The following is a 26,062-nucleotide window of genomic DNA, read 5'->3' as shown; positions in this document are numbered from 1 at the left end:
TCCTCTGCGGCACAGTCGGTGCGCCGCGCCTCCTAATCGGCCGAATTCGCGCGACATTATGCGGCACGCGGCGGACAGCGTCTGCACAAGCCGGCGGGCGCGGCACCGAAAACCGGCCTGCCGGCGCCGGCTTGCGCACTCCGGCGCCATACAGCGCGCCGCCGCGGCTGCCGCCAGCGGTAGGATGCGGCGGGTGCGCCACTGGCGCCGAACGCGCATTTCCTCTACCCTTTCGGCCTTTCCGTGCTATTCGGCGCCAAGCCGATTCCACCGATGGCCACCCCAGCCACCTCCCATCCGACGGCCGAAGCCGGCGCCGGTCCGGCGGCCGAGAAGCCGAGCGACAGCTACGTGCAGTCCTTCGCGCGCGGCCTGTCCGTGATTCGCGCCTTCAACGCCGAGCACCCGGCCCAGACCCTGACCGAGATCGCGCAGGCCAGCGGGCTGACGCGGGCCGGCGCGCGCCGCATCCTGCTGACGCTGGTCGGTCTCGGCTACGTGCAGGCGGACGGCCGGCTGTTCCGCCTGACCCCCAAGATCCTGGACCTGGGCTTCGCCTACCTGACCTCGATGCCGTTCTGGAACCTGGCCGAGCCGATCATGGAGACGCTGTCGCAGCAGGTGCACGAGAGCTGTTCCATCTCGGTGCTGGACGGCACGGAGATCGTCTACGTGCTGCGGGTGCCGGCGCGCAAGATCATGACCATCAACCTGTCGATCGGCAGCCGCCTGCCCGCCTACTGCTCGTCGATGGGGCGCGTGCTGCTGGCCGGCCTGCCGGAAGCCGAACTGGACCGCGTGCTGCGGGCCTCGGATCTGCGCGCGCGCACGCGCAACACCGTCACCGATATCGACGCGCTCAAGCAGGTGATCGCCGATATCCGCGCGCGCGGCTGGGCGGAGAACGACCAGGAACTGGAGGAAGGGCTGGTGTCGCTGGCGGCGCCCATCCGCAACCGTGCGGGACAGGTGCTCGCCGCCATCAATATCAGCGGCCAGGCCAACCGCACCAGCGCCGCCGAAATGATCCAGAACTTCCTGCCGCCGCTGCTGGCGGCCTCGGAGAAGATCTCCAACCTGGTCGGCCTGCGCACCTGAGGCGCTGGCGGGGGCGTCGCGCGGGGGCCAGCCCCGCGCCGCTCAGGCCGGAGGCAGCGCGATGCTGCCGAACTCGGCCGAACGCGTGCCCGGCAGCGGTTGGTTGCCGGCGCCGTGGTAGGCGAAGGCCACCGACAGCTTGACCGCTTCCGAGGCATTGCGCCCGGCACTGTGGAACAGGCGGCTGTCGAAGAACAGCACGTCGCCACGATGCAGCGACAAGGGCACCACGCCCTGCAGCAGCGCCTGGCTGGCCGGATGCGCCTCCACCAGGAATTCCAGCGCGTCGAGCTGTCCGGGTTCGAGCGCCGCCCGGTGCGAGCCGGGAATCACGCGCAGCACGCCGTTACGCTCGTCCTCGTCGCCCAACGCCAGCCACACCGTCACCAACTCGGGGCTGGTAAACGACCAGTAGCGCGTATCGCGGTGCCAGCCGGTCTGGCTGCCGAAATGCGGGTGCTTGGTCATCACGCAATTGTGGTGCGCCAGCGTCAGCCGGGCCGGTTCGCCCAGCAGGCCTTCGACCACCCGCACCAGCGCCGGATCGCCGGCCCAGCGGCGGAACACCTCGTCCCGGCCATAAGCCTGGCGCAGCCGCCGCACGGTGCCGCCGCCGGCGGCATCGCGGCTGGCCGGCGCGCCGGGATAGCCCAGCTCGGCTTCGTACTCCACCGGCGGCACAGCGCCGGCCAGATGCGCGCGGGCCACCTGCTCCAGCGCCGCGCAGACGGCCTCGGGCGCGAAGCTGCGCAAGACCAGGTAGCCATCCTGGTGGAAATCCACGGCCAGTTTGTCCAGTTCGGCCGGGGACGGGGAAATCCCGCCGGCCGCCGCTGGCGCCGTCGGGTGGGGTTGCTGCGGGGAAGTCATCGCGTGTGACCGGTTGATCGGCAATAGCTTCGATGATGCCAGAAGCGGGGCGCCCCGGTGTACCCGCCCGGAGGGTGCGGCAGCGGACAGTCCGCGCGGTGGCGCGCACCGCTACAATGGCGCGTCAGCCCCACCCGGAGACGGCCACCGTGACCGCCCGCCCGAGAATCACCGACGCCCTCGGCGAAGCGCAGACCCAGCTGGGCCGCATCGTGCTGGGCAAGCCGCGCCAGGTGCGGCTGGCGCTGGCCTGCATGCTGGCGCGCGGCCACCTGCTGCTGGAGGACCTGCCGGGCGTGGGCAAGACCACCCTGGCCCATGCGCTGGCGCGTACGCTGGGGCTGCAGTACCGGCGCGTGCAGTTCACCAGCGACCTGCTGCCGGCCGACCTGATCGGCGTCTCAGTGTTCCTGCGCGATGCCGGCGAATTCCGCTTCCATCCCGGGCCGGTGTTCGCCCAGGTGGTGCTGGCCGACGAGATCAACCGGGCCCCCCCGAAGACCCAGAGCGCGCTGCTGGAAGCCATGGCGGAAGGACAGGTGACCCATGACGGCACCACGCATGCGCTGCCCTCCCCTTTCTTCGTGATCGCCACGCAGAACCCGCTGGAGCAGCTCGGCACCCACGCCCTGCCCGAATCGCAGCTCGACCGTTTCACCATGCGGCTGTCGCTCGGCTATCCGGACCCCGCCTTCGAACGCGTGCTCTACCTGGGGGGCGCCGACGAAGCGGCGGCGCCGGCCATCCTGGACGCCACCCAGGTGCGCGGCCTGCAGGCCGCGGCGGCGCAGGTCTACGCCAGCCCGGCGCTGGTCGACTATGTGCTGGCGCTGGTGCAGGCCACGCGCGGCCGGCGCGAGTTCGCCGCGGGCCTGTCGCCGCGCGCCGGCCTGGCGCTGCTGGCGTGCGCGCGCGCCTGGGCACTGCTCGACCATCGCGAGCTGGTACTGCCCGAGGATGTGCAGGCCGTGTTCACCGCGGTGGCCGGCCACCGCTTGCTGCCCGGCGCGGCACGCAGCGGGCAGGACGACGTGGCGCGGCTGCTGGCCGAGGTCGCCATCCCCTGACACCATGGCGCGCACCCGCGCAGATGCCGCCACGGCGCCGCGCGCCCGGCCCACCGGGCCCGCACCGGCGGCGCTGCGCCGCTGGACCGCCATGCGGCTGCGGCGCCGGCGCGCGCCGCTGGACGGCGTCGTCACACTCGACCGCCGCCATCTCTACATCCTGCCCACGCGCAGCGGCGCCGGCTTCGCGGTGCTGCTGGCGGCCATGCTGCTGACCGCGCTGAACTACAACATCAGCCTGGGCTTCGCCCTGACCTTCGTGCTGGGCGGCATCGCCATGGGCAGCATGTGGCAGGCCTACCGCAACCTGCTCGACCTCGCGGTCGGGGCCGTAGCCGCCGAGCCTGCCTTTGCCGGCGACGCCGCCACCTTCCGCGTCCGGCTGCGCAATGCCGGGACCATGCCCCGCTACAGCGTGGCGCTGCAGGCAGCTCGCGGTCCCGTGCTCGCGGACGGCGGCGAGTTCCTGGCAGCAGAGGCCGATGCCGTGCTGGCGCTGCGCCTCGACGCGCCGCAGCGGGGCTGGCTGGCCTTGCCGCGCCTGACTGTATCCAGCCGCTTCCCGCTGGCGCTGTTCCGCGTCTGGAGCCACGCCGACCTGCCGCTCGCGGCCCTGGTCTACCCCGCGCCGGAAACCGGCGCGCCGCCCCCGCCCTGGACCGCGCCGGACACCGGGGACGAGTCTGCGGCGCGCAGCGGCGACGACGGCATCGACCAGTTGCGCCGCTACCGCAATGGCGACCCCCTGCACCGTATCGCGTGGAAGCACAGCGCCCGCACCGGCAGCTGGCTGACACGCACCGGCGGCAATGAGGACCGGCCGGCCTGCTGGCTGGCGTGGCAAGACATGCCGGCTTCGCTCGACGAGGAGGCACGCTTGTCGCGGCTGTGTGCCTGGGTGCTGGCGGCGGACGAGTCCGTGCGCTTCGGCCTGCGCCTGCCGGGCGTGGAGATCCCGCCCGGCAGCGGCGCCGCGCAGCGACGCGCCTGCCTGGAGGCGCTTGCGCTCTGGCCGGATGGGCGAGGCGCAGGGGGCGCGGCGGCGGCGGAAGCCGTCCCATGAAGACTGCCGCGCACCCGCTCGGGCACGATGAGCAGGGCCTGCTGCTGGGCCAGCTCGCCCTGGTGCTGGCGCCGCAGGCCCGTACCCTCCCGCTCGCGGTCAGCCTGCTGCTGATGCTGCTGATGTTGTGGCGCTGGCTGCTCTGGCAGCAGCGCGCCCCGCTGCCATCGCGGCTGGCGCTCGGCACGGTGGCCGGCCTGGTGGTGCTGACCGGCGCGGCCCTGGCCTGGCAGGACGGCGGCAGCGTCGGCCGCGAGCTGGCGGTCGCGCTGCTCGGCGCCTTTGTCGTGCTCAAGTTGCTGGAGTGCCGCGCGCTCGCCGATGCCACCTTCGTGACCCAGCTCTGCTTCTACCTGCTGCTGAGCCTGTACCTGTTCGAGCAGCCCTTCTGGCTGGCCGTGTATGGCACCGGGGTGGCGGCCTGGATGTTGCGCAACTGGCTGTGGCTGCAGCATCCGGAAGCCCGCGCGCGACTGGCCCCCTGGCCGATGCTGGCGCGCATGGCGCTGCTCGGCCTGCCCTGGGCACTGCTGCTGTTCCTGTTGTTTCCGCGCCTGGAGCAGCCTCTATGGCGGCTGCCGCAAGCCGCGCGGACGGCCACCACCGGATTGAGCGACACCATGCGGCCGGGCAGCGTGGGCGAACTGATCCGCTCGGCGGAACCGGCCTTCCATGCGACCCTCCGTGGCGCGCCGCTGCCCAATGCCGCCCTCTACTGGCGCGCCATGGTGCTGTGGCACTACGACGGCACGGCCTGGCTGCCCGATGCCGCGCGGCGCCGCACGCTCCAGCCGCCTCCGCCGCTGTCCGCCGCCGCGGCGGGTGACGCCGTCGATTACGACATCGCGCTCGAGCCCAGCGGGCAGCGCTGGCTGCTGCTGCTCGACCGCGGCCGGTCGCTCGAACAGGCGGGCTCGGCCGCGGTCACCGTCGACGGCGAATTCCTCGCCGGCGCTCCGGCCGACCACCGTCTGCAATACCGTGCGCGCTCGGCACCGCCGCCGGCCGCCGAGATACTGGACGAGCGCACCGCGCGGCTGGCGCTGGAGCTGCCGCCCGGCAATGCGCGCAGCCGCGCCCTGGCGCGGCAATGGCAGACAGACCTTGCCGCCCCCTGGCAGCGCGTGCAGGCGGCACTGCAGCTGTTCGCCGGCGCGCCCTTCCGCTACACCCTGTCGCCGCCCCCGCTCGGACAACAGCAGGTGGACAGCTTCCTGTTCGGCACGCGCAGCGGCTTCTGCGAGCACTACGCCGGCAGCTTCGTCTTCCTGATGCGCGCCGCCGGAGTGCCGGCGCGCGTGGTGACCGGCTACCAGGGCGGCGAATACAACCCGATCGGCGGCCACTACCTCGTGCGGCAGTCCGATGCCCACGCCTGGGCCGAGGTCTGGCTGGCCGGGCGTGGCTGGGTCCGGGTCGATCCGACCGCGGCCGTCGCGCCGGACCGCATCGACCTGGGCGCAGCGGATGTCCTGGGCGACGGAGCCGCCGGCCTGGGGGGGTGGCAGCGCGGCCCGGCCTGGCTGCGGCGCCTGCACTGGGGCCTGGACGGCATGGTCTACGCCTGGCAGCGCTGGGTACTGCAGTACGATCGCCGGCAGCAGGCCCGCCTGCTCGGACATCTCGAGCGGCTCGGCATCGGCGCCAGCCTGACGCAACTGCTGCTGGCCGGCATGGCCGTGCTGGCGCTGCTGCTGCCTCTGCCCTGGTGGCTGCGGCGCCGCGGCACCGATCCGGTCACGGCCCTGTACGCACGTTTCTGTGCCAGGCTGGGGCGCCTCGGCTGCGTGCGCCGCACCGGCGAAGGGCCGCGCGACTTCGCCACGCGCGCCGCGGCGCTGCTGCCGGCCGTGGCGCCGCACGCACAGGCCTTCATCGACGCCTACATCGCGCTGCGCTACGGTACCGCTACCGCGCAGCAGCGCGCCGCCGCACTCGCCATCATGCGCCGCACCCTCGGCAAGCTGGCGCGGCTGCGGCGCCGCTGAGGCGGCCGGCCTGGCGGACAAGGGACCCAGGTACACCGCCCTCGGCCGCGTCATTCGTTGCGAATGATATAATTTCATTCGTAACTAACACACCGAATGGCACGGCAGCCTCCCACGCCTTGTCCGCCCTCCATGTCATCTTTCGAAGCGCGTATCGACCGCATCTGCACCACCTACGCCGATGCCCCGCGCGAGCTGATCCTCGCCTCGCGCCTGCTGCTGCGAACCAGCCGCCTGCTGCGCGCGCATATCGAGCGCGCGCTGGCCCCGTTCGGGCTCGACCTGTCGCAGTATCTGGTCATCAGCATGCTGGCCGCCGATGCCGGCGAGCCCACCATGCCCTCCGAACTCGGCGTCGCCATCGACGCCACCCGCACGCAGATGACGCGGCTGGTGGACGGGCTGGAAACGCGCGGGCTGGTCCAGCGCCACGCGTCCACGCAGGACCGGCGCAGCCTCGACCTGGTGCTGACGCCCGCCGGGCGCCGGCTGCTGGAACAGGCGATGCCCGCCGTGCACGCGGCCTATGGCGAAGCGTGGGAACCCCTCGGAAGCGGCGGCCTGGACAAGGCCACGCGCGCACTGGCCCGCCTGCACGCCAACCTGGAGGCCCTCGAGCCATGAGAGCGAATCCGGCCTTGCAGCCGCTGCGCATCGGCTGGCGCTGGCTGCGGCTGCTGAGCCACCGGCAGCGCCAGACCCTGGTGATGATGCTGCTGGCCCTGGCCACCGCCGTCGAGTTTCTCGAGAACATCATGTTCGTGTTCGCCTCGAGCCACATCGTGGGCGGCGTCGACGCCGATCCGCGCGGCTTCGCCCTGGTGCAGGGCGGCTACGCCGTGGGCGGCATGCTGATGATCCTCAAGCAGCAATGGCTGGCGCGGCGCTTCGGCTATCGCTACTACATGACCGGTGCGCTGCTGCTGTTCATCGCCGGCACGCTGGCCGCCGCCACCAGCCACAACCTCGCCCAGCTCGTCGCCGCGCGCTTCGTGCAGGGCGTGGGCGGCGGCTCGCTCTTCACCAGTTGCCGCATCCTGATCGTGGCGATGTTCGGCGCCGCGGACCGGCCGCGCGCCACGCGCATCTTCATGATCGGCATCTTTGGCGCCTCGGCGCTGGCACCCGCGCTGGCCGCGGAGCTGATCGACCGCGGCGTGTGGCAGGACGTGTTCTACGGCGTGCTGCCGTTCGCGGTGCTGGCGGCGATCGGCGCCTGGCTGCTGCTGCCGGACGCCGAGCAGCGTGCGCCGGACGAAGGCCCGGCGCTGGGGCCGCTGTTGCTGTTCGGTACCGCGGTGGTGGCGCTGCAGGCCGCCATGACCGAGGCGCGCTTCGATATCTTCTCGCACCCGCTGCGCCTGCTGCTGGTGTGCCTGCTCGGGCTGGCGCTGCTGGCCTCCTTCCTGTGGCAGCAATGGCACCATGCGGCACCGGTGCTGCGCCTGCGCCCGTTGCGCAACCCGGTCTACCTGACCGGCCTGGCGCTGTACTTCCTCTACTACGTGGTCAGCAACCTGAGCGCCTATCTCTTCCCCGTCTATGCGGAGCAGGCCCTGAAGATCCCGCTGGCCACCACGGGCTGGCTCAACAGCTTCGCCGCGCTGGTGAGCTTTGGCGGCATCCTGGTCTACCTGCGCGTGGCGCCGCGCCTGCCGGACAAGAAGCCGCTGATCGTCTGCGGGCTGCTGGTGATGGCCGGCGCCGCCTGGTGGTTCTCGGTGATGCCGCCCGACGCGGGGCCATCGGCCCTGGCCTGGGGCCTGGTCGGCAAGGGACTGTTCGGCGTGATGGTGGTGATCCCGGTCGCCGGGCTGACCTTCCGCTCACTGGCTGACGACGACTTCGCGCACGGCTATCGCAGCAAGAACCTGATCCGGCAGATCGCCGGCACCTTTGCCTCTGCACTCGGGGCGGTGTTGCTGCAGAACCGGCAGTTCGCCGTCCATACCAGCCTGACCGATGCACTGGGGCAGCGTCCGGAGCAGGTATCGCAATGGCTTGCCCAGGTCCAGGAAACACTGGTGGCGCGAGGCATGGATGCCGCACACGGCCATCAAGGCGCGGTGGCACAACTGGGATTGCTGGTCGAGCAGCAGGCAAGGCTGATCGCCTGCGAGGATCTGTACCGACTGGTGGTCGTACTGGCACTGGCCACTGCGGCCTTCGTGCTGATACAGCGCCGGCTCAACTGAGACGGCCGGGTGGCCGTGAGGCGCGGCTGGGTGAAGCGCGGCTGGGAGTGGATGGCGCAAGCCACCCTGGGAAAAGCGTGTTCCCGGGGCTCAGAACAGGGGAAGCTGGCGCATGCCGAAACCGACGGTCTCTTCGACGCGCATGCGGGCGTGGGCGAGCGAGCCTTCTGCGCCGGAATAGTTGCCGGCGGCCCAATGGTAGACCACGGGCAGATCGCCGCGCTCGGACAGCCGGACCTCGCCCAGCTTGTCGCCGCGCTCATTGCGGTAGTAGTGCGATCGGTATCCGCGCTCCCAGTGAGGCGGGGTAGCGGCCTTCTTGCGGCGGCGGGGCGCCGACGGCGTGGAGTGAGGCGCGCGGCGCGCTCTCTCTGTACCCGCACCGGCCGGGGCCCGGGTGAAATCCAACTGCATAGACTTCCTTGTTCAATCGCTCCGGCTTGCGTCGGAAATACCGGTCGCGGGGACGGAGCATGATTTGATGCGTCGCAGGCGTGATGATACCTGTAAAGGCGCCCGTTGAAAGCCCTTTGTGAGCCGGAATGCCGCGATCTGCAAGGCTTCGCGGGAGGTATACCCGCTTCGTATACCCCGCGTATACGGTGCCGTTTACGCGGGGTATACCTGCCGCCGACCCGCCCCGGTAAACGAAATCGGCGGCGCGCCGGTCCACCCGGTGCGCCGCCGTCGCTCAGCGGATCGTGGCGGGATCAGCCAAGGTCGAGCGGAATGAAGATGCGTGCATCGTCCCGCTGCACCAGCAGTGCCACCTGCTTGCCGGACTTGGCCACCAGCGAGCGCAGCTGGTCGGCGGAGGTGATGGGCGTACCGTTGAGCGACAGGATCACGTCACCGGGCTGGATGCCGACGCGCGCAGCCGGGCCGCTGACGTCCTCGACCACCAGGCCTGCATCGATGCCGCTGTCGCGCTTCTCCTCGGCCGTCAGCTGGCGTACCGCCAGCCCGAGCCGGCCGCCGGCATCGCTGTTGCCGCCTTTTTGCGCCACGTTCTGTTCGCGTGCCGCGCCCACCTTGACCGTGAGCATCATCGGCTGGCCCTTGCGGATGATCTTCACGGTGCTGTCGGTGCCCGGCTTGATGTCGGCCACGCGTTCCGGCAGGTCGCCCGAATGGTCGATGACGTCATTGTTGAACTGCACGATCACATCGCCGGCCTTCAGTCCCGCCTTGGAGGCCGGGCTGTCCGGTTCGACCGACGTCACCAGCGCGCCCGACGGCTTCGGCAGGCCGAAGGAATTGGCCAGCGCCTGGTTGACCTCCTGGACCGCAAGGCCCAGGCGGCCGCGGGTCACCTTGCCATGCTCGACCAGCTGCTGCTCGACCTTGGTCGCCACGTTGATCGGGATGGCGAAGGACAGGCCCTGGTAACCGCCGGTCTGGCTGTAGATCTGCGAATTGATACCGATCACCTCGCCACGCTGGTTGAACAGCGGGCCGCCCGAGTTGCCGGGATTGACCGCGACATCGGTCTGGATGAAGGGCACGTAGGTGTCGTCGGGCAGCGAGCGCGACTTGGCGCTGACGATGCCGGCGGTCGCCGTGTTCTCGAAACCATAGGGCGAGCCGATCGCGAGCACCGGTTCGCCGACGCGTACCACGGAAGCATCGCCGAGCTTGACGGTCGGCAGGTCCTTGGCATCGATACGGATGACCGCGATGTCGGACTGCGCGTCGGAACCCAGGACCTTGGCCTTGAACTCGCGCCGGTCGGTCAGCTTGACCGTCACTTCCTGTGCATTGTCGACCACGTGAGCGTTGGTCAGGATCAGTCCGTCATGGCTGATGATGAAGCCCGAGCCGAGGCCTCGCACCAGTTGCGGCTGGTTGTTCTGCGGCATCTGGAACTGCGGGCCGAAGCGCTTGAAGAACTGGAACAGCGGATCTTCCGGATCCATGCCTTGCGTCTGGGCCGAGGTCCGCTGCGCGCGCGCGGTCACACTGATATTGACCACGGCCGGGCCGTACTGCTGCACGATGCCGGAAAAGTCGGTCGGTGTCGCCACGGCGACGGATTGCGCGGCAGCGATGGCAGGCGTGGTGGCCGCGTAGCTGGGCGTGATGACTTCCTTCTGCAGGTAGGCATAACCACCGCCGATGGCGGCCAGCGCGGCGATGCCGAGAGCCGAGCGAGCAAGAGTCTGGCGAATCATGGAGTGTCCCTTTCTTTGAAGTTCCAGCGCCTTGGCCTTCCCTGGCGCGACGGAACCATGCTATCCAACGATCCTTAACGCAGACTTAAGCGGGCGCACGCATCCTGGCCCTGGTCCCGCTGGCTGGCCTCCGGCTTTGTCAGCACATGCTCACTCTCGCGCAATCTCAAGTTCGGTGGAATATGATGACCCAACCGACCAGCAGATCCTCCGGTGGGTGGCCCTCGTTGTCCGCCATCTCTCCGCCATTTTTTCCGCCACGGGTCTGCGCAGGCACTAAGCTGGAAGGCCGCTCGCCGGATTCCCGAGTCGAGCCGGGCTCAGGTAAGCCTTCACTTCCACTTTCCCACGAAAACATGATGGGAGCCGATATGACACTCGAAAAAGTGCTGTACACAGCCCACGCAACCGCCACCGGCGGCCGCGATGGGCGCGCTGTGACCTCGGATGGCCAACTCGACATCAAACTCGCCGTTCCCAAGGAAATGGGCGGGGCCGGCAATGGCTTGAATCCCGAGCAGCTGTTCGCCGCAGGCTATTCGGCCTGCTTCATCGGAGCGATGCGTTACGTTGCCGGCCAGCAGAAGGCCGCCTTGCCGGCCGATACTTCGATCGAAGGTGCCGTCAGCATCGGACCGGCCGGACAGGGCTTCGGCCTGCAGGTGGAGTTGAAGATCTCGATTCCCGGCTATGACAAGGCACAGGCCCAGAAGCTGGTCGAACAGGCCCATCAGGTCTGCCCGTACTCCAATGCGACGCGGGGCAATATCGATGTGGTGCTGACGGTGGTGTGAGCAGTTGCGTGAGGGGCCGGCCTGTCCGGCGGCCTCAGCCGGCGCCGGGCGCGGCTTGCGTCGATGCCAGAGTGGCGCAATAAGCACGCTTCTGCTCGGGACTGAGGCGCTTGACCGCTGCCTCGGCGCGCGAGGCTTCCGAGCGGTTGGGAAAGGGGTGACTGCCGAGGACGCGGATCGGCTTGCGCGAACGCGTGTACTTCGCCCCGGTACCCGCCAGGTGCTGGGCGAAGCGCCGTGCTACATCGGTGGTAATACCGGTGTAGATGGCATTGCCCTCGCATTCGAGCAGGTAGAGGTACCAGGTGGCCGGATTCGGCATGAGGTGAGTGGTGCGATAGAGACGTTCGGCGCGAATCGCCGCCGACCCGGCGCGGCTGCACGTGGGTAACGCAGCACGATTATCGCCTTGGATTGCGCCGCGATGTGCGAAAGACAGGTACGACGGCGCGCCGCAAAGACAAAACCCCTCGCAGCGTTTGCTGTCGAGGGGTTTTGCGGGAGGGAGAGCCTGGCGATGACCTACTTTCACACGGGTAGTCCGCACTATCATCGGCGCAAAGTCGTTTCACGGTCCTGTTCGGGATGGGAAGGGGTGGTTCCGACTCGCTATGGTCACCAGGCATAAGGGGTTGCTGCGCCGGGGTTGAGCCGTCGCAGCGAATAGGGATGTAGTCTTGGTTGTGAGGTATCGGCACCATCTGGGCACACGCGATACGTCAGCCAGTGAAACACACTGGTTATAGGATCAAGCCTTACGGGCAATTAGTACTGGTTAGCTTAACGCATTACTGCGCTTCCACACCCAGCCTATCAACGTCCTGGTCTCGAACGACCCTTCAAGGAGGTCAAGCCTCCAGGGAATCCTCATCTTCAGGCGAGTTTCCCGCTTAGATGCTTTCAGCGGTTATCTCTTCCGTACATAGCTACCCTGCGATGCCTCTGGCGAGACAACAGGTACACCAGCGGTACGTCCACTCCGGTCCTCTCGTACTAGGAGCAGCCCCCGTCAAGATTCCAACGCCCACGGCAGATAGGGACCAAACTGTCTCACGACGTTTTAAACCCAGCTCACGTACCTCTTTAAATGGCGAACAGCCATACCCTTGGGACCGGCTACAGCCCCAGGATGAGATGAGCCGACATCGAGGTGCCAAACACCGCCGTCGATATGAACTCTTGGGCGGTATCAGCCTGTTATCCCCAGAGTACCTTTTATCCGTTGAGCGATGGCCCTTCCATACAGAACCACCGGATCACTATGTCCTGCTTTCGCACCTGCTCGACTTGTCGGTCTCGCAGTTAAGCACGCTTTTGCCATTGCACTTTAGGTACGATGTCCGACCGTACCAAGCGTACCTTCGAACTCCTCCGTTACACTTTGGGAGGAGACCGCCCCAGTCAAACTGCCTACCATGCACTGTCCCCGACCCGGATTCACGGGCCAAGGTTAGAACCTCAAACAAACCAGGGTGGTATTTCAAGGACGGCTCCACCGGAACTAGCGTCCCGGTTTCAAAGCCTCCCACCTATCCTACACAGATCGGTTCAAAGTCCAATGCAAAGCTACAGTAAAGGTTCATGGGGTCTTTCCGTCTAGCCGCGGGGAGATTGCATCATCACAAACACTTCAACTTCGCTGAGTCTCGGGAGGAGACAGTGTGGCCATCGTTACGCCATTCGTGCAGGTCGGAACTTACCCGACAAGGAATTTCGCTACCTTAGGACCGTTATAGTTACGGCCGCCGTTTACCGGGACTTCAATCAAGAGCTTGCACCCCATCATTTAATCTTCCGGCACCGGGCAGGCGTCACACCCTATACGTCCACTTTCGTGTTTGCAGAGTGCTGTGTTTTTATTAAACAGTCGCAGCCACCAGTTTATTGCAACCCCTTCACCCTTCTGGCGCAGGCCAGTCAAGCTACCAGGGCGTACCTTATCCCGAAGTTACGGTACCAATTTGCCGAGTTCCTTCTCCCGAGTTCTCTCAAGCGCCTTAGAATACTCATCTCGCCCACCTGTGTCGGTTTGCGGTACGGTCTCGTATGACTGAAGCTTAGAGGCTTTTCTTGGAACCACTTCCGATTGCTTCGCGACGCATGGTCGCTCGCCCCACAGCCTTGAATCCCGCGCCCGGATTTGCCTAAGCGCCTTCTCCACTGCAGGGACCGGGACTTCCAACACCCGGACAACCTTCCGCGATCCGTCCCCCCATCGCATCATACGACGGTGCAGGAATATTAACCTGCTTCCCATCAGCTACGCATCTCTGCCTCGCCTTAGGGGCCGACTCACCCTACGCCGATGAACGTTGCGTAGGAAACCTTGGGCTTACGGCGAGGGGGCCTTTCACCCCCTTTATCGCTACTCATGTCAGCATTCGCACTTCTGATACCTCCAGCATCCTTTACAAGACACCTTCACAGGCTTACAGAACGCTCTCCTACCACGCACTTGCGTGCGTCCGCAGCTTCGGTGACTGGCTTAGCCCCGTTACATCTTCCGCGCAGGACGACTCGATCAGTGAGCTATTACGCTTTCTTTAAAGGGTGGCTGCTTCTAAGCCAACCTCCTGACTGTTTTAGCCTTCCCACTTCGTTTCCCACTTAGCCAATCTTTGGGACCTTAGCTGGCGGTCTGGGTTGTTTCCCTCTTGACACCGGACGTTAGCACCCGATGTCTGTCTCCCGTGATTGCACTCTTCGGTATTCGGAGTTTGCTATGGCGGGGTAATCAGCAATAGACCCCCCAACCATGACAGTGCTCTACCCCCGAAGGTGAGACACGAGGCACTACCTAAATAGTTTTCGGAGAGAACCAGCTATTTCCAGATTTGTTTAGCCTTTCACCCCTATCCACAGCTCATCCCCTAGTTTTTCAACACTAGTGGGTTCGGTCCTCCAGTACGTGTTACCGCACCTTCAACCTGGCCATGGATAGATCATCTGGTTTCGGGTCTACACCCAGCGACTGAACGCCCTGTTCGGACTCGCTTTCGCTACGCCTGCCCTAATCGGTTAAGCTTGCCACTGAATGTAAGTCGCTGACCCATTATACAAAAGGTACGCCGTCACCCGTTTCCAGGCTCCGACTGTTTGTATGCATGCGGTTTCAGGATCTATTTCACTCCCCTCCCGGGGTTCTTTTCGCCTTTCCCTCACGGTACTGGTTCACTATCGGTCGATCACGAGTATTTAGCCTTGGAGGATGGTCCCCCCATCTTCAGACAGGATTTCACGTGTCCCGCCCTACTTGTCGTACACCTAGTTCCACAACGCTGTTTTCGCATACAGGGCTATCACCTGCTATGGCCGGGCTTTCCATCCCGTTCTGCTAACAATGCTGCTAAAGAGTACAAGGCTGTTCCCATTTCGTTCGCCACTACTCTGGGAATCTCGGTTGATTTCTGTTCCTGCAGCTACTTAGATGTTTCAGTTCGCCGCGTTCGCTTCCCTTGCCTATGTATTCAGCAAGGGATGACCCATACGGGCCGGGTTTCCCCATTCGGACATCTCCGGATCAAAGCTCGTTTGCCAGCTCCCCGAAGCTTTTCGCAGGCTACCGCGTCCTTCATCGCCTGTGATCGCCAAGGCATCCACCACATGCACTTGTTCGCTTGACCCTATAACGAGTGTGTCTCAAGCTCGCGCTTGAAACGCTCATTACAGGTTGAGTTCTCGCATTTGTGCCGTATTCCAAGTCATCTTTCGATCACTTAAATACTTTGGTTGATACAATCACAACCCGGTATCGTGTTGGTTACTTCAGCCTCTCATCAAGGCTTCACGACACCTTTACTACATCCCATATTGTTAAAGAACAGCCGATGCTTTCACATCGCTTGGCCAACGCCAAATGCAAGCGCTCAACGCTAAGCGCTTGCATTTGGCTTGTCCAACCCAAGGTCGATGGTGGAGGATGACGGGATCGAACCGACGACCCCCTGCTTGCAAAGCAGGTGCTCTCCCAGCTGAGCTAATCCCCCTCGGATAACTTGGTGGGTCTGGTAGGACTTGAACCTACGACCCCCGCCTTATCAAGACGGTGCTCTAACCACCTGAGCTACAGACCCTTGGCTGTAACAGCAAACAGACCGATAAGTGTGAACGCTTCACTTGGGAAGCACGCTCTGGAAAGGAGGTGATCCAGCCGCACCTTCCGGTACGGCTACCTTGTTACGACTTCACCCCAGTCATGAACCCTGCCGTGGTAATCGCCCTCCTTGCGGTTAGGCTAACTACTTCTGGCAAAACCCACTCCCATGGTGTGACGGGCGGTGTGTACAAGACCCGGGAACGTATTCACCGCGGCATGCTGATCCGCGATTACTAGCGATTCCAGCTTCACGTAGTCGAGTTGCAGACTACGATCCGGACTACGATGCGTTTTCTGGGATTAGCTCCCCCTCGCGGGTTGGCAACCCTCTGTACGCACCATTGTATGACGTGTGAAGCCCTACCCATAAGGGCCATGAGGACTTGACGTCATCCCCACCTTCCTCCGGTTTGTCACCGGCAGTCTCTCTAGAGTGCCCTTTCGTAGCAACTAGAGACAAGGGTTGCGCTCGTTGCGGGACTTAACCCAACATCTCACGACACGAGCTGACGACAGCCATGCAGCACCTGTGTCCACTTTCCCTTTCGGGCACCTAATGCATCTCTGCTTCGTTAGTGGCATGTCAAGGGTAGGTAAGGTTTTTCGCGTTGCATCGAATTAATCCACATCATCCACCGCTTGTGCGGGTCCCCGTCAATTCCTTTGAGTTTTAATCTTGCGACCGTACTCCCCAGGCGGTCAACTTCACGCGTTAGCTTCGTTACTGAAGAAATGAATCCCCAACAACTAGTTGACATCGTTTAGGGCGTGGACTACCAGGGTATCTAATCCTGTTTGCTCCCCACGCTTTCGTGCATGAGCGTCAGTCACGTCCCAGGGGGCTGCCTTCGCCATCGGTATTCCTCCACATCTCTACGCATTTCACTGCTACACGTGGAATTCTACCCCCCTCTGACGCACTCTAGCCTTGCAGTCACAAGCGCCATTCCCAGGTTGAGCCCGGGGATTTCACGCCTGTCTTACAAAACCGCCTGCGCACGCTTTACGCCCAGTAATTCCGATTAACGCTCGCACCCTACGTATTACCGCGGCTGCTGGCACGTAGTTAGCCGGTGCTTATTCTTCCGGTACCGTCATCCCTCCGGGGTATTAGCCCAAAGGATTTCTTTCCGGACAAAAGTGCTTTACAACCCGAAGGCCTTCTTCACACACGCGGCATTGCTGGATCAGGGTTGCCCCCATTGTCCAAAATTCCCCACTGCTGCCTCCCGTAGGAGTCTGGGCCGTGTCTCAGTCCCAGTGTGGCTGATCGTCCTCTCAGACCAGCTACTGATCGTCGCCTTGGTGAGCCTTTACCTCACCAACTAGCTAATCAGACATCGGCCGCTCCTATTGCGCGAGGCCTTACGGTCCCCCGCTTTCACCCTCAGGTCGTATGCGGTATTAGCTAATCTTTCGACTAGTTATCCCCCACAACAGGGCACGTTCCGATGTATTACTCACCCGTTCGCCACTCGCCGCCAGACCGAAGTCCGCGCTGCCGTTCGACTTGCATGTGTAAGGCATGCCGCCAGCGTTCAATCTGAGCCAGGATCAAACTCTTCAGTTCAATCTCTGTGTGGTTCCGCGCAGTTGCCTGCGCAAACCTCGCTCTTTCGAGCGGTCGCTCACTCTCAGAAAACTGACTGGCTCCGTCCGAAGACGAAACCAAACATGTTTACTGTGCGAGCACTGATAACTTGTAAGCTAGAAGACCGAGGTCTTCCGCTTCCCGCATCAAGCGCCCACACTTATCGGCTGTTTGTTTGTTAAAGAACTCACGCGATTCGCTTTGCTTACCGCGTCGCTGCGTTGTCAGCAGCAGAGAAACGAGATTATGAACAACTTTCTGCGTTTCGTCAACAGGTTCGAAGCATCTTTTTCGCTCCGGTCAGTCGCGCTTCGCAGCACCACCCACCATCCTGCCAATCCCGCAACCCGCGTCGCTGCTAGCTTTGCCGCTGCGCTTCGTGTTGCGAGGGGGCGAATAGTAGGCCAGTCCGGCCGCCTTGGCAAGCCTTTTTGACAAGAAGAAGAAAAAGCCGAAAAAACACAGCATAGGTGGCGCAAGCGCCACCTATGCTGCCCGACGGGCCAGGGGGCCGTCCCGCCAGTCCTCTCCACTCTCTATATATAGAATCGACATATCCCAGATGGCCGGGATGACGGGGCGGCCACGCCACCTCGTCCAGTCTCTCCCCCTCACCACACTGTACAAGGACACCCCATGACGATTCACGCAAGCTGGAAAGCCGACCAGGGCTCGAGTGCCTGCGCACTGGACAATGGCACCGCCCATTGGGCAGCCGACCTCGATACCTCGGCCGGCGGCGACCCGAGCCTGCCCAATCCGCACGATCTGCTGGATTCGGCACTGGCCGCCTGCACCACGCTGACGATCCAGCTTTATGCCAAGCGCAAGGCCTACCCGATCCGATCGGTCGCCGTCTCGGTCGCTCACGTAGAAGAAGCCGGCAAGTACCAGCTCAAGCGGACCATCAAGATCGAGGGCGAACTGGAACAGCCGGTGCTCGACGATCTCCTGCGCGTGGCCAATCGCTGCCCGGTCCACAAGAGCCTGTCGGCCCAGATCAGTATCGAGACCTCGCTGGCCTGAGCGACGCGCCGCCTCGCTTGCCGGCAAGGCCCAGGCGCAGGCGGGCGCACCCCGGCATGTTCGAGACGTCCTTGCCGACATCTCTTCTGCCATCAAACCCTCGGGCGGAAAGAGCTGGCATGACGCACTGCAGTATGCCAGGCCGCGGAGCGTGAACCGGGTGGGCTTCGGCGCGGACAGAAGCACAATGTTCGATATGTCCTGGTCTTGGTTCGCTCCGTCCCTTCCCGACGGCCCGCAGCCGCGGCTATCGTTACCTCCACACATAACATCCGCCCCTGGAGACAACGATGCGCACCCAAGTCGCCATCATCGGCGCGGGCCCCGCAGGCCTGCTGCTCGGACAATTGCTGGCCCGCGCCGGCATCGACGCCGTCATCCTCGAACAGCGCAGTCCCGACTATGTGCTCGGCCGGATCCGAGCGGGCATCCTGGAGAGTGTCACGGTCGATGCCCTCGAGCGCGCCGGCGTCGCAGCACGGCTGCACCGGGAAGGACTGGTCCACCATGGCATCGAGCTGGCATTCGACGGTACGCGCCACCGCATCGACCTGCACGCGCTGATCGGCCGTTCGGTCACGGTCTACGGGCAGACCGAGGTCACCCACGACCTGATGGACGCCCGCGCCGCCGCAGGCGCGCTCACCATCTATGAAGCGGAGCAGGTCAGTCTGCACGACTTCGACGCGGACACGCCGCGCGTGCGCTACACGAAGGACGGCCGACAGCATGAACTGCAGTGCGATTTCATCGCCGGCTGCGACGGCTTCCACGGCGTCAGCCGGCAGAGCGTCCCCGAGCGCTCGCGCCAGATCTTCGAACGCGTCTATCCGTTCGGCTGGCTCGGCGTGCTGAGCGAGACGCCGCCGGTTGCCGACGAACTGATCTACGCCAGCCACGAGCGCGGCTTCGCGCTATGCAGCATGCGCTCGCTGACGCGCAGCCGCTACTACATCCAGGTACCCGCAGACGAGCAGGCGAAGGACTGGAGCGATGCACGCTTCTGGGACGAACTGCGCCGCCGCCTCGATCCGGCCGCCGCCGAGGCATTGGTCACCGGCCCCAGCATCGAAAAGAGCATCGCGCCACTGCGCAGCTTCGTCTGCGAGCCCATACGCTTCGGCCGGCTGTTCCTCGCCGGGGATGCCGCGCACATCGTGCCACCCACCGGCGCCAAAGGCCTGAACCTGGCGGCGAGCGACGTGCTCTACCTGGCCGACGGACTGATCCAGTACTACCAGGAGCGCGACGGCGGCGGCCTCGACGGCTACTCGCACAAATGCCTGGCACGCATCTGGAAGGCGGAGCGCTTCTCCTGGTGGATGACCTCCCTGCTGCACCGCTTTCCCGATGCGGACGCCTTCGCCAGGCGCTTGCAGCAGGCCGAACTGGACTATGTGGTCGGCTCGGCTGCGGCCTCGGCCGCGCTGGCCGAGAACTACGTGGGCCTGCCGTACTGAGTACCGAGCCACTGCCGGCGTGAAGCCGGCGGTGGCCGGCAAGCTTGCCGCCTCAAATGATAATGGTTATCATTTGAATCTCAGGTCATTCGACACCGCCTGAGTCAGCAAATGGGTTGCCGGACACCTCGTGTCCGGCGTTTTTTCCCACGTCCGCCAATACCTCGGCACGCGCCCCGCGGCGCCATGCCCGCACCCAGGTCATGCCTCGCCGCCCGGACTGTTCCCGCATTGCCCTGCCCGGCATGCGCGGCAGACCCAGGGCGGACGCACCCGACTCTGTTCGCTGCACCACCAAGCACGCGCCCCCGGCTGCCGCAAACAGCACAGCGGTTTTTGCCGCCGCCCGGCCCCGCTCGTACGATCAAGGGACAAAGACAAGAGCTTTGTTGCTAGGCATTTCGACGGGTAGGGATGCGGAGGGGGTCTCCATCTTGGCAAGTTATTTCGAAGAGTATTGCGCCCGCATCCTGCGCGGCGGGGCGGTGGGCGTGATCGCGTCGCCGGTCCTGGTCCAGCACGATGCCATCCATAGCGCGAGCTATGTGCCGTTCGAGCACCGGAATCCCGGCGCCAGGCTGGCGCTGGTCAGCCTGACGCCAGGCCACACGCACGTCAGGCTCGCGGCGGAGCTGACCGCGCGCCTGCTGGCGACACAGCGGCCCGGACGCGCGATCCAGCGCGAGAACAAGCGGGAAGTGGAATTGGGTGGAGCGCTGATCCGCCCCAACCTGATCCGCATGCTTGACCATTTCCAACTACCCAGGCTGCTCGGGATAGCGGCGGCGGCCTCGCTGTGGGGCGAGGCCTTCGACCTCCTGCAGCCGCTCGCGCTGCTGCCCCATGCCACGACCCGGCGCGGACAGGTCTTCGACGGCGCGCTGGCGGCCCTGCTCGACGTGCCCATGCTGCGCGCCATCTATGACGAACATTTCCTCGGCCTGTTGCCGCGCCTGCCGGTAGACATGCTCTATCTCGGCCTGGGCCGCACGGCCTGGGCCGGCCTGCTGCACGCTGCGGCGCTGGGCCTGCTGCCCCGGCGCCAGCTGCTGGGCATGCTGCCGGTGCCAGCCAGGGCCGGCAATATGGTGCGTTACTTCCTGCGCGAGATCCACGCCCACGAATTGTCCGGCAACGATCCGGTACGCCACCGCCTGCCCTGGCTGGACGCGGCCCGGGCGGAACTGGAGGCTGCCATCAGCGCACGCCTGGCCGGGCAAGCGGCGCCACGCGGAACCCTGGCCACCGCCGGCTAGCCCGCTCCCCGTATGTCCAGCCACATGCTCGCCTCCACCTGCCCCCCGGGAAGTAGGGTGAAAAGCACTGCGCAATCGCCCGTTATCGCTCATGAGGGATTCGACCCCCCTCAAGTTCCCGATTTCGCGGCCCCCGTGGCCGCGATTTTTTTGCCTGGCCCGGGCCGTCGCTGCCGGCCTCCCGCCGGCGCCGCACCCTACAATCGTGGTTGACTTCACCACACGACCGGCCCCATGCCCATCGACCGGCACGCCGCCACCAGCCGCCCCGTCCTCCATCGCCCGTGGCGCCCAGCGGCCCGCCTGCGGCTCCGGTTCGGTTTCGCCTGGCGCTGCGCGCTGCTGATGCCCGCGCTGGCGCTGGCGCAACCGGCGCACGACACCACCCCGGCCGCGACGGCAGCGGCATCGGTCCAGCCGGGCGCAGCCGCTTCGGCGGTGCCAGCCCCGCGGGGACCGGCCGGCGGCGCCTTCTCCTCCGCCCATCCGGCCGGCCCCCTGCCACCCGGCTGGCATAACCTGCCGGTCGTCAAGGGCAAGCGCCTGACCCATTACACGCTGGTGGACGATGGCGGCAACACCGTGATCCAGGCCGATGCCGACGGCTCCGCCTCGGCGCTGCTGCGCCACGGCGACATCGACCTGGCGCAGACGCCCGCCGTCAGCTGGCGCTGGAAGGTCGCCGCGCCGATCACCGGTGCCGACAACCACGTGTCCGCACAGGAAGACGCGCCCGCGCGCCTGGTGTTCTTCTTCGACGGCGACCGCAGCAAGCTGACCTTTGGCCAGCGGGTACAGATGCACCTCGCCCAGGGCCTGGCCGGCATGGAACTGCCCTACGCCACCTTGATGTACATCTGGTCGGAATCCGCACCGCCGGGCGCCGTGATCGCCAATCCCCTCACCTCACGGGTGCAGATGATCGTGGTCAGCGGCGGCAGCGCCGAGGCCGGCCGCTGGCTGCAGTTCCAGCGCGACATCGTGCGCGACTACGAGCAGGTCTTCCATGAGAAACCGGGCAAGCTGATCGCCTACGGCCTGTTGACCGACACCGACAATACCGGCACCACGGCACGCGCCTGGTACGGTGACCTGCATTTCCAGCCCGAGCATTGAGCCCCCGTGGCGCGCCCGCCCGGAAGCAGCCCGCCCACCTCCGCGCTGCTTAGCGGGGCGGCGGCCGCTGCGCCAGCGCGGCGCGCAGCCGCTCGCCGACGCGTGCGGCAAGCGCGCCGCCCGCACTCGCCCCGCCCGCCTCGATCGCCTGCCGCACGCTGACCACGGCGGCCGGGTCGTAATGGCGGCCGCTGCCAAGCCGCGCCTCGAATCCGTTGGCGCGCCGGTGGATCTCGTCCAGGTCGGCATCGACCACCAGCACCGCATGGGCCAGCACCACATGCCCCGGGGTGGCTCCGGCCTGCGCCGCCGGCACGCGGCGCCAGTATTGCGCCGTGCCCGCGATCTTGCGCGCGGCACCGGCCGGCCCCCAGGCGAGATTGAAGCGGCCGTCGCAGAACGACCCGTCGACCGCCTGCCAGTGCGTCGCCACGCCGAGCGCGTCCAGGGCCGCCCGCAGCACGTCGCACAGATGCAGGTAGACCGCCTCGGCCAGGTCGCCCGGAGCGCCGCCCACGCGGTAGGCCAAGGTCAGGTTCAGGATGCCCGGTCCCTGCGGCACCAGCCCGCCGCCGGACTGGCGCAGCCACACCGGACAGCCGCGCGCGGCGAAGTCCGTCCGCGCCGCCTCGAAGGCAGCGAAGCGCAGGTAGCTGCGCGGCACCACCAGCGAGGCGGGCGCCTGCCACAGCTGCGCCAGCGGCGCGCCCTCCTCCGCCCTGGCGAGCAACGCCAGCTCGGCGTGCAGCGGGTCGTCCGCGGAGACTTCCGGCTCGACGAGTTCGAATGGCATCGTTGTGGTGATCGGAAAGGGAAGGACGGGCCGCGACCGGCGGCAGGCGACCGCGTGCCATTGGACCGCATGCCATTGTCCATCGCAGCGGACCGTGGCGCCAGCCGCCGCCCGGACCGCGACGCCGCTGTGCGACGGGCCCGGGAGCAGCGTGCGGCGGCGCGCCGCAGCACGCCGTGTCAGCCTGCCACGTGCTGCCTGAGCAAGGCGTTGACTTCGGCCGCCTTCTCCATCTGGCTCATATGGCCGGCGTCGGCAAACACCTTCACCGTGGCACCGGCCGGCGCATTGCCGGCGTGCTCGGCGGGGATGATGCGATCCTGCGCGCCCCAGATCACCAGCACGCGCGCCGGCCCTGCCCCGGCCAGGCGCAGGCCGGGACGCTCCTGCTGTCGCCCGCCGGCGAACAGGCCGGCGTCCAGGGCCGCCAGCGCCTCGCCCACACCGTCCAGGCGCTTGTAGCGGAGCAGGTCATCCAGCATCTGCCGGCTGACCAGTGCCGGATCGGCGAAGAGCTGCTCCACCACCGGCTTCAGTTCGCGCCGCGACTGTGCCGCGACGAAGCCGGCCGTATAGCCCTGGTTGACCTCCTCGCCCAGGCCCGCGGGCGATATCAGCGCCAGCGACAGCACCCGCCCCGGCGCATCGAGCGCGAGCTGTGCCGCGACCCCGCCGCCCATCGAGTGGCCGACCACATGCGCGGCCTCGAGTCCGGCCGCATCCATGAAGCGCGCCACGAAGGCCGCCAGTGCGGCCAGCGTGGTGCCGGGCAGCCGTGGCGTGGACTGTCCGTGCGCGGGGAGGTCGAGCGCATAGACGGCGTGGCCCTCGGCCAGGGCATCGAGATTGAACAGCCAGTTGTCGAGGTCGCCGCCGAAGCCGTGCAGGAACAGCACCGGCGCACCGCCCACGCCCTTCTTCGCATAGCGCACGCGGATGCCGTCGACGTCCGCATACTGGTAGGCGGAAGCGGCTTCGTCCGCTTCGTCCTCGTCGGTCGACGGCGTCTCGTAGCCCGCCACGTAAGCGTCGATCTCGGCGTCGCTGACCTCGGGCGACGCCAGCACGCCGAGCAGCGCCTTGACCGGCAGCACGTCACCCACGGCGGCCACCTTGCGCCGCAGGATGCCGGCGTCGGACGCCTCCACCGCATTGGCGATCTTGTCGGTCTCGACGTCGAGAATCGGCATGCCGACCGCAATCGCATCGCCTTCGGCGACCAGCCAGTCGTTGATCGTCCCTTCCTTCATCGACAGGCCCCATTTGGGCATCACGATGGGCGTGATGCCCTTGTCTTGCGTGGTCGCGCCCATCAGTGTTTCCCTCCCTTCATGGTCTTGCGCGCGGCATCGGCGATCTGCGCCGCGCTGGGGATGTAGAGATCCTCCAGCACGGGCGAGAACGGCACCGGCGTATGCGGCGGGCATACCATCTCGATACCGGCCTTGAGCGCGCCGAACGCCTGCGAGGCGACCTGCGCGGCGATGTCGGTGGCGATGTTGCAGCGCGGGCTGGCCTCGTCGACCACCACCAGGCGGCCGGTATTCTCCACTGTCTCCAGCACCGTATCGAGATCCAGCGGCGACAGCGTGCGCAGGTCCACCACTTCGGCCTCGATGCCTTCCTTGGCCAGCGTCGCGGCCGCTTCCAGCGCGCGGTGCACCATCAGGCCATAGGTGACGATGGACACGTCCTTGCCGTCGCGCACCACATTGGCTTCGCCGAAGGGAATCGCATAGGAGTTCTCCGGTACTTCGCCCTCCAGGCCATAGAGGTTCTTGTGCTCGCAGAAGATGACCGGATCGTTGTCGCGGATCGCCTGGATCAGCAGGCCCTTGGTGTCGTAGGGCGTGGACGGGCACACCACCTTGAGCCCGGGCACGTGGGTGAAGATCGGCGTCAGCATCTGGCTGTGCTGCGCGGCCGCACGGAAGCCCGCGCCCACCATGGCGCGGATCACCACCGGCGTCTCGGCCTTGCCGCCGAACATGTAGCGGAACTTGGCCGCCTGATTGAAGATCTGGTCGAAGCACACGCCCATGAAGTCGATGAACATCAGTTCGGCGATGGGGCGCATGCCGCAGGCGGCGGCGCCGATGGCGGCGCCGACGTAGGCGGACTCCGACAGCGGCGTGTCGAGCAGCCGGTCGCCATGCTTGGCGTACAAGCCCTTGGTGACGCCGAGGACCCCGCCCCAGGCGTCCTTCTCGCCGTCCGCGCCGGCGCCGCCGACGATATCCTCGCCGAGCATGATCACGCTCGGGTCACGGGTCATTTCCTGGTCGATCGCTTCGTTGATCGCCAGCTTCATGCTGAGTCTGCGCGACATGTCTTGTCTCCTGTCGATGCTGGTGGTGTTTTCTCGGCGCTTGCCGCTGCGTATCGAACGTATCGAACGTATCGAATCCGCCGGTGGCGCGATATCGGTCTGCCCGCGCTCAGTAGCGCACGTAGACGTCGGTGAGCAGGTCTGCCGGACCGGGCTGCGGCGCGGCCTTCGCCTCCTGCACCGCGTGCTCGATCAGCGCGGCCACCTCGCGGTCGATCGCTTCGAGTTCCGCGGCGGACAGCGCCTCCGCCTGCGTGACCGTGCGTGCGAAGCGCTTCAGGCAGTCCTTGTTGGCGCGGATGTCGTCCAGCTCGCCGGCGGCACGGTAGGTCTGCGCATCGCCCTCGAAGTGGCCGTAGAAGCGAACCATCTTGCACTCGAGCAACGAAGGGCCGCCGCCTTCGCGCGCGCGCCGGATCACCTCGCCGGCCGCTTCGTGCACAGCGAAGAAATCGGTGCCGTCCACGGTCACGCCGGGTACGCCGAAGCCGGCGGCGCGGTCCACGTAGCTGTCGACCGCGGTGCCGTACTCGCGCGCGGTCGACTCGGCGTAGCCGTTGTTCTCGATGACGAAGATCACCGGCAGGTTCCACACCGCGGCCAGGTTGAGGCTTTCGAGGAAAGTGCCCTGGTTGGAGGCGCCATCGCCGACGAAGGTCACGCCGACCTCGCCCTTGCCGCGGAACTTCGCTGCCAGCGCGGCACCGCAGATCAGCGGCGCGCCCGCGCCCAGGATGCCGTTGGCGCCCATCATGCCCTTGGACAGGTCGGCGATATGCATGGAGCCGCCCTTGCCATTGCAGGATCCGCCCTTGCGTCCGTAGATCTCCTTCATCATCGCCACCGGGTCCACGCCCTTGGCGATGCAGTGGCCGTGCCCGCGATGGGTACTGGCGATGCGGTCGCCGTCATGCAGGTGGTGCAGGATGCCGACGCCCGCGGCTTCCTCGCCGGCATACAGGTGGACGAAGCCGGGAATGTCGCCGCGCGAGAAATCCACGTGCAGGCGTTCCTCGAACTCGCGGATCGTGCGCATCCTGCGGTAGACGTCCAGCAGCATCTGCTTGTCGAGCGGTAGCGGCGCCGCCGCGCCGCGCGAAGAGGAAGTGGCCATCGCTGTCTCCTTTGTCATGGCTTTGGGGGGGAAAA

The 26,062-nt window shown here is 66.2% G+C and carries 19 protein-coding genes, 2 tRNA genes and 3 rRNA genes; 11 read left to right on the top strand and 13 right to left on the bottom strand.

Translation table 11 applies throughout. The features are described 5' to 3' along the window. The first annotated feature begins 273 nt into the window (after positions 1-273). Positions 274-1,098, top strand: coding sequence for an IclR family transcriptional regulator (locus tag BKK79_RS26080; protein ID WP_071017409.1), 825 nt, complete (start codon positions 274-276; stop codon positions 1,096-1,098). 42 nt (positions 1,099-1,140) lie between these two features. On the opposite strand, the gene BKK79_RS26075 is transcribed toward BKK79_RS26080, so the two are convergent. Continuing rightward, on the bottom strand, positions 1,141-1,968 hold the full coding sequence (locus tag BKK79_RS26075) for a phytanoyl-CoA dioxygenase family protein (RefSeq protein WP_071039223.1): 828 nt from the start codon (positions 1,966-1,968) through the stop codon (positions 1,141-1,143). A gap of 149 nt (positions 1,969-2,117) precedes the next feature. On the opposite strand from BKK79_RS26075, the gene BKK79_RS26070 reads away from it, so the two are divergent. The 5 genes from BKK79_RS26070 (at position 2,118) to BKK79_RS26050 (ending at position 8,281) form a co-directional block, all read left to right on the top strand. After that, positions 2,118-3,035, top strand: coding sequence for an AAA family ATPase (locus BKK79_RS26070; RefSeq protein WP_071017413.1), 918 nt, complete (start codon positions 2,118-2,120; stop codon positions 3,033-3,035). Positions 3,036-3,039: 4 nt separating this feature from the next. Continuing rightward, positions 3,040-4,098, top strand: a complete 1,059-nt coding sequence (locus tag BKK79_RS26065; RefSeq protein ID WP_071039222.1) for a DUF58 domain-containing protein — start codon at positions 3,040-3,042, stop codon at positions 4,096-4,098. Continuing rightward, positions 4,095-6,086 carry a transglutaminase TgpA family protein gene (locus BKK79_RS26060; RefSeq protein WP_071039221.1) on the top strand — a complete coding sequence of 664 codons (1,992 nt, stop codon included), beginning with the start codon at positions 4,095-4,097 and terminating at the stop codon, positions 6,084-6,086. The genes BKK79_RS26065 and BKK79_RS26060 overlap by 4 nt, the downstream gene beginning before the upstream one ends. A 132-nt stretch (positions 6,087-6,218) precedes the next feature. Next, positions 6,219-6,710 carry a MarR family winged helix-turn-helix transcriptional regulator gene (locus tag BKK79_RS26055; RefSeq protein WP_071017417.1) on the top strand — a complete coding sequence of 164 codons (492 nt, stop codon included), beginning with the start codon at positions 6,219-6,221 and terminating at the stop codon, positions 6,708-6,710. Next, the gene (locus BKK79_RS26050) at positions 6,707-8,281 is read left to right on the top strand and encodes an MFS transporter (protein WP_197524031.1); all 1,575 of its coding nucleotides are present in this window, start codon (positions 6,707-6,709) and stop codon (positions 8,279-8,281) included. Before BKK79_RS26055 ends, BKK79_RS26050 begins: the two co-directional genes overlap by 4 nt. Positions 8,282-8,371: 90 nt before the next feature. Here the strand turns inward: BKK79_RS26050 and BKK79_RS26045 are convergent, their stop codons facing one another. Together BKK79_RS26045 and BKK79_RS26040 are read right to left on the bottom strand one after the other, a co-directional pair. After that, complete coding sequence (locus BKK79_RS26045) at positions 8,372-8,695, bottom strand: hypothetical protein (protein WP_071017420.1); 324 nt, start codon at positions 8,693-8,695, stop codon at positions 8,372-8,374. A 296-nt stretch (positions 8,696-8,991) separates the two neighbouring features. Next, entirely contained in the window at positions 8,992-10,452 is a 1,461-nt protein-coding gene (locus BKK79_RS26040) for a DegQ family serine endoprotease (RefSeq protein WP_071039220.1), read from the bottom strand. Between the two features lie 371 nt (positions 10,453-10,823). Here BKK79_RS26040 and BKK79_RS26035 point away from each other — a divergent pair, with 371 nt between their 5' ends. Further along, positions 10,824-11,246, top strand: a complete 423-nt coding sequence (locus tag BKK79_RS26035) for an organic hydroperoxide resistance protein (protein WP_071021943.1) — start codon at positions 10,824-10,826, stop codon at positions 11,244-11,246. Between the two features lie 34 nt (positions 11,247-11,280). Here BKK79_RS26035 and BKK79_RS26030 read toward each other — a convergent pair whose 3' ends face one another. The 6 genes from BKK79_RS26030 to BKK79_RS26005 all read right to left on the bottom strand — a co-directional run bounded on the left by BKK79_RS26030 (position 11,281) and on the right by BKK79_RS26005 (position 16,912). Next, complete coding sequence (locus tag BKK79_RS26030) at positions 11,281-11,568, bottom strand: GIY-YIG nuclease family protein (protein ID WP_071017424.1); 288 nt, start codon at positions 11,566-11,568, stop codon at positions 11,281-11,283. 187 nt (positions 11,569-11,755) lie between these two features. Beyond that, positions 11,756-11,869 (bottom strand): 5S ribosomal RNA (gene rrf, locus BKK79_RS26025). 121 nt (positions 11,870-11,990) lie between these two features. Next, positions 11,991-14,869: ribosomal RNA gene (locus tag BKK79_RS26020) — 23S ribosomal RNA — on the bottom strand. A 287-nt stretch (positions 14,870-15,156) separates the two neighbouring features. Continuing rightward, positions 15,157-15,232: transfer RNA gene (locus BKK79_RS26015), tRNA-Ala, on the bottom strand. 10 nt (positions 15,233-15,242) lie between these two features. After that, positions 15,243-15,319 (bottom strand) — tRNA-Ile (locus BKK79_RS26010). Between the two features lie 61 nt (positions 15,320-15,380). After that, positions 15,381-16,912: ribosomal RNA gene (locus BKK79_RS26005) — 16S ribosomal RNA — on the bottom strand. Together the 16S, 23S and 5S rRNA genes with 2 tRNA genes alongside form the textbook arrangement of a ribosomal RNA operon. 657 nt (positions 16,913-17,569) lie before the next feature. Here BKK79_RS26005 and BKK79_RS26000 point away from each other — a divergent pair. From BKK79_RS26000 to BKK79_RS25985, 4 genes are all read left to right on the top strand, one after another. Further along, the gene (locus BKK79_RS26000) at positions 17,570-17,959 is read left to right on the top strand and encodes an OsmC family protein (RefSeq protein ID WP_071017426.1); all 390 of its coding nucleotides are present in this window, start codon (positions 17,570-17,572) and stop codon (positions 17,957-17,959) included. A gap of 290 nt (positions 17,960-18,249) precedes the next feature. Continuing rightward, positions 18,250-19,419, top strand: a complete 1,170-nt coding sequence (pobA, locus tag BKK79_RS25995) for a 4-hydroxybenzoate 3-monooxygenase (protein WP_071017427.1) — start codon at positions 18,250-18,252, stop codon at positions 19,417-19,419. A gap of 434 nt (positions 19,420-19,853) precedes the next feature. Next, complete coding sequence (locus BKK79_RS25990; protein WP_071017429.1) at positions 19,854-20,675, top strand: hypothetical protein; 822 nt, start codon at positions 19,854-19,856, stop codon at positions 20,673-20,675. A gap of 234 nt (positions 20,676-20,909) precedes the next feature. Further along, positions 20,910-21,791, top strand: a complete 882-nt coding sequence (locus BKK79_RS25985; RefSeq protein ID WP_232346449.1) for a DUF3047 domain-containing protein — start codon at positions 20,910-20,912, stop codon at positions 21,789-21,791. A gap of 49 nt (positions 21,792-21,840) precedes the next feature. On the opposite strand, the gene BKK79_RS25980 is transcribed toward BKK79_RS25985, so the two are convergent. The 4 genes from BKK79_RS25980 to BKK79_RS25965 all read right to left on the bottom strand — a co-directional run bounded on the left by BKK79_RS25980 (position 21,841) and on the right by BKK79_RS25965 (position 26,027). Then, positions 21,841-22,584 carry a lipoyl protein ligase domain-containing protein gene (locus tag BKK79_RS25980; protein WP_071039219.1) on the bottom strand — a complete coding sequence of 248 codons (744 nt, stop codon included), beginning with the start codon at positions 22,582-22,584 and terminating at the stop codon, positions 21,841-21,843. 179 nt (positions 22,585-22,763) lie between these two features. Further along, complete coding sequence (locus tag BKK79_RS25975) at positions 22,764-23,897, bottom strand: acetoin dehydrogenase dihydrolipoyllysine-residue acetyltransferase subunit (protein WP_071039218.1); 1,134 nt, start codon at positions 23,895-23,897, stop codon at positions 22,764-22,766. Beyond that, positions 23,897-24,913 carry an alpha-ketoacid dehydrogenase subunit beta gene (locus BKK79_RS25970; protein WP_071017434.1) on the bottom strand — a complete coding sequence of 339 codons (1,017 nt, stop codon included), beginning with the start codon at positions 24,911-24,913 and terminating at the stop codon, positions 23,897-23,899. The genes BKK79_RS25975 and BKK79_RS25970 overlap by 1 nt, the downstream gene beginning before the upstream one ends. A gap of 109 nt (positions 24,914-25,022) precedes the next feature. Next, the gene (locus BKK79_RS25965; RefSeq protein WP_071017436.1) at positions 25,023-26,027 is read right to left on the bottom strand and encodes a thiamine pyrophosphate-dependent dehydrogenase E1 component subunit alpha; all 1,005 of its coding nucleotides are present in this window, start codon (positions 26,025-26,027) and stop codon (positions 25,023-25,025) included. Positions 26,028-26,062 lie beyond the last annotated feature (35 nt).

It is taken from the genome of Cupriavidus sp. USMAA2-4 (assembly GCF_001854305.1).
GTDB classification, from domain to species: Bacteria; Pseudomonadota; Gammaproteobacteria; order Burkholderiales; family Burkholderiaceae; genus Cupriavidus; species Cupriavidus malaysiensis.
Note: the sequence above shows the minus strand (reverse complement) of the source record. Positions and strands in the feature narration are given on the sequence as shown.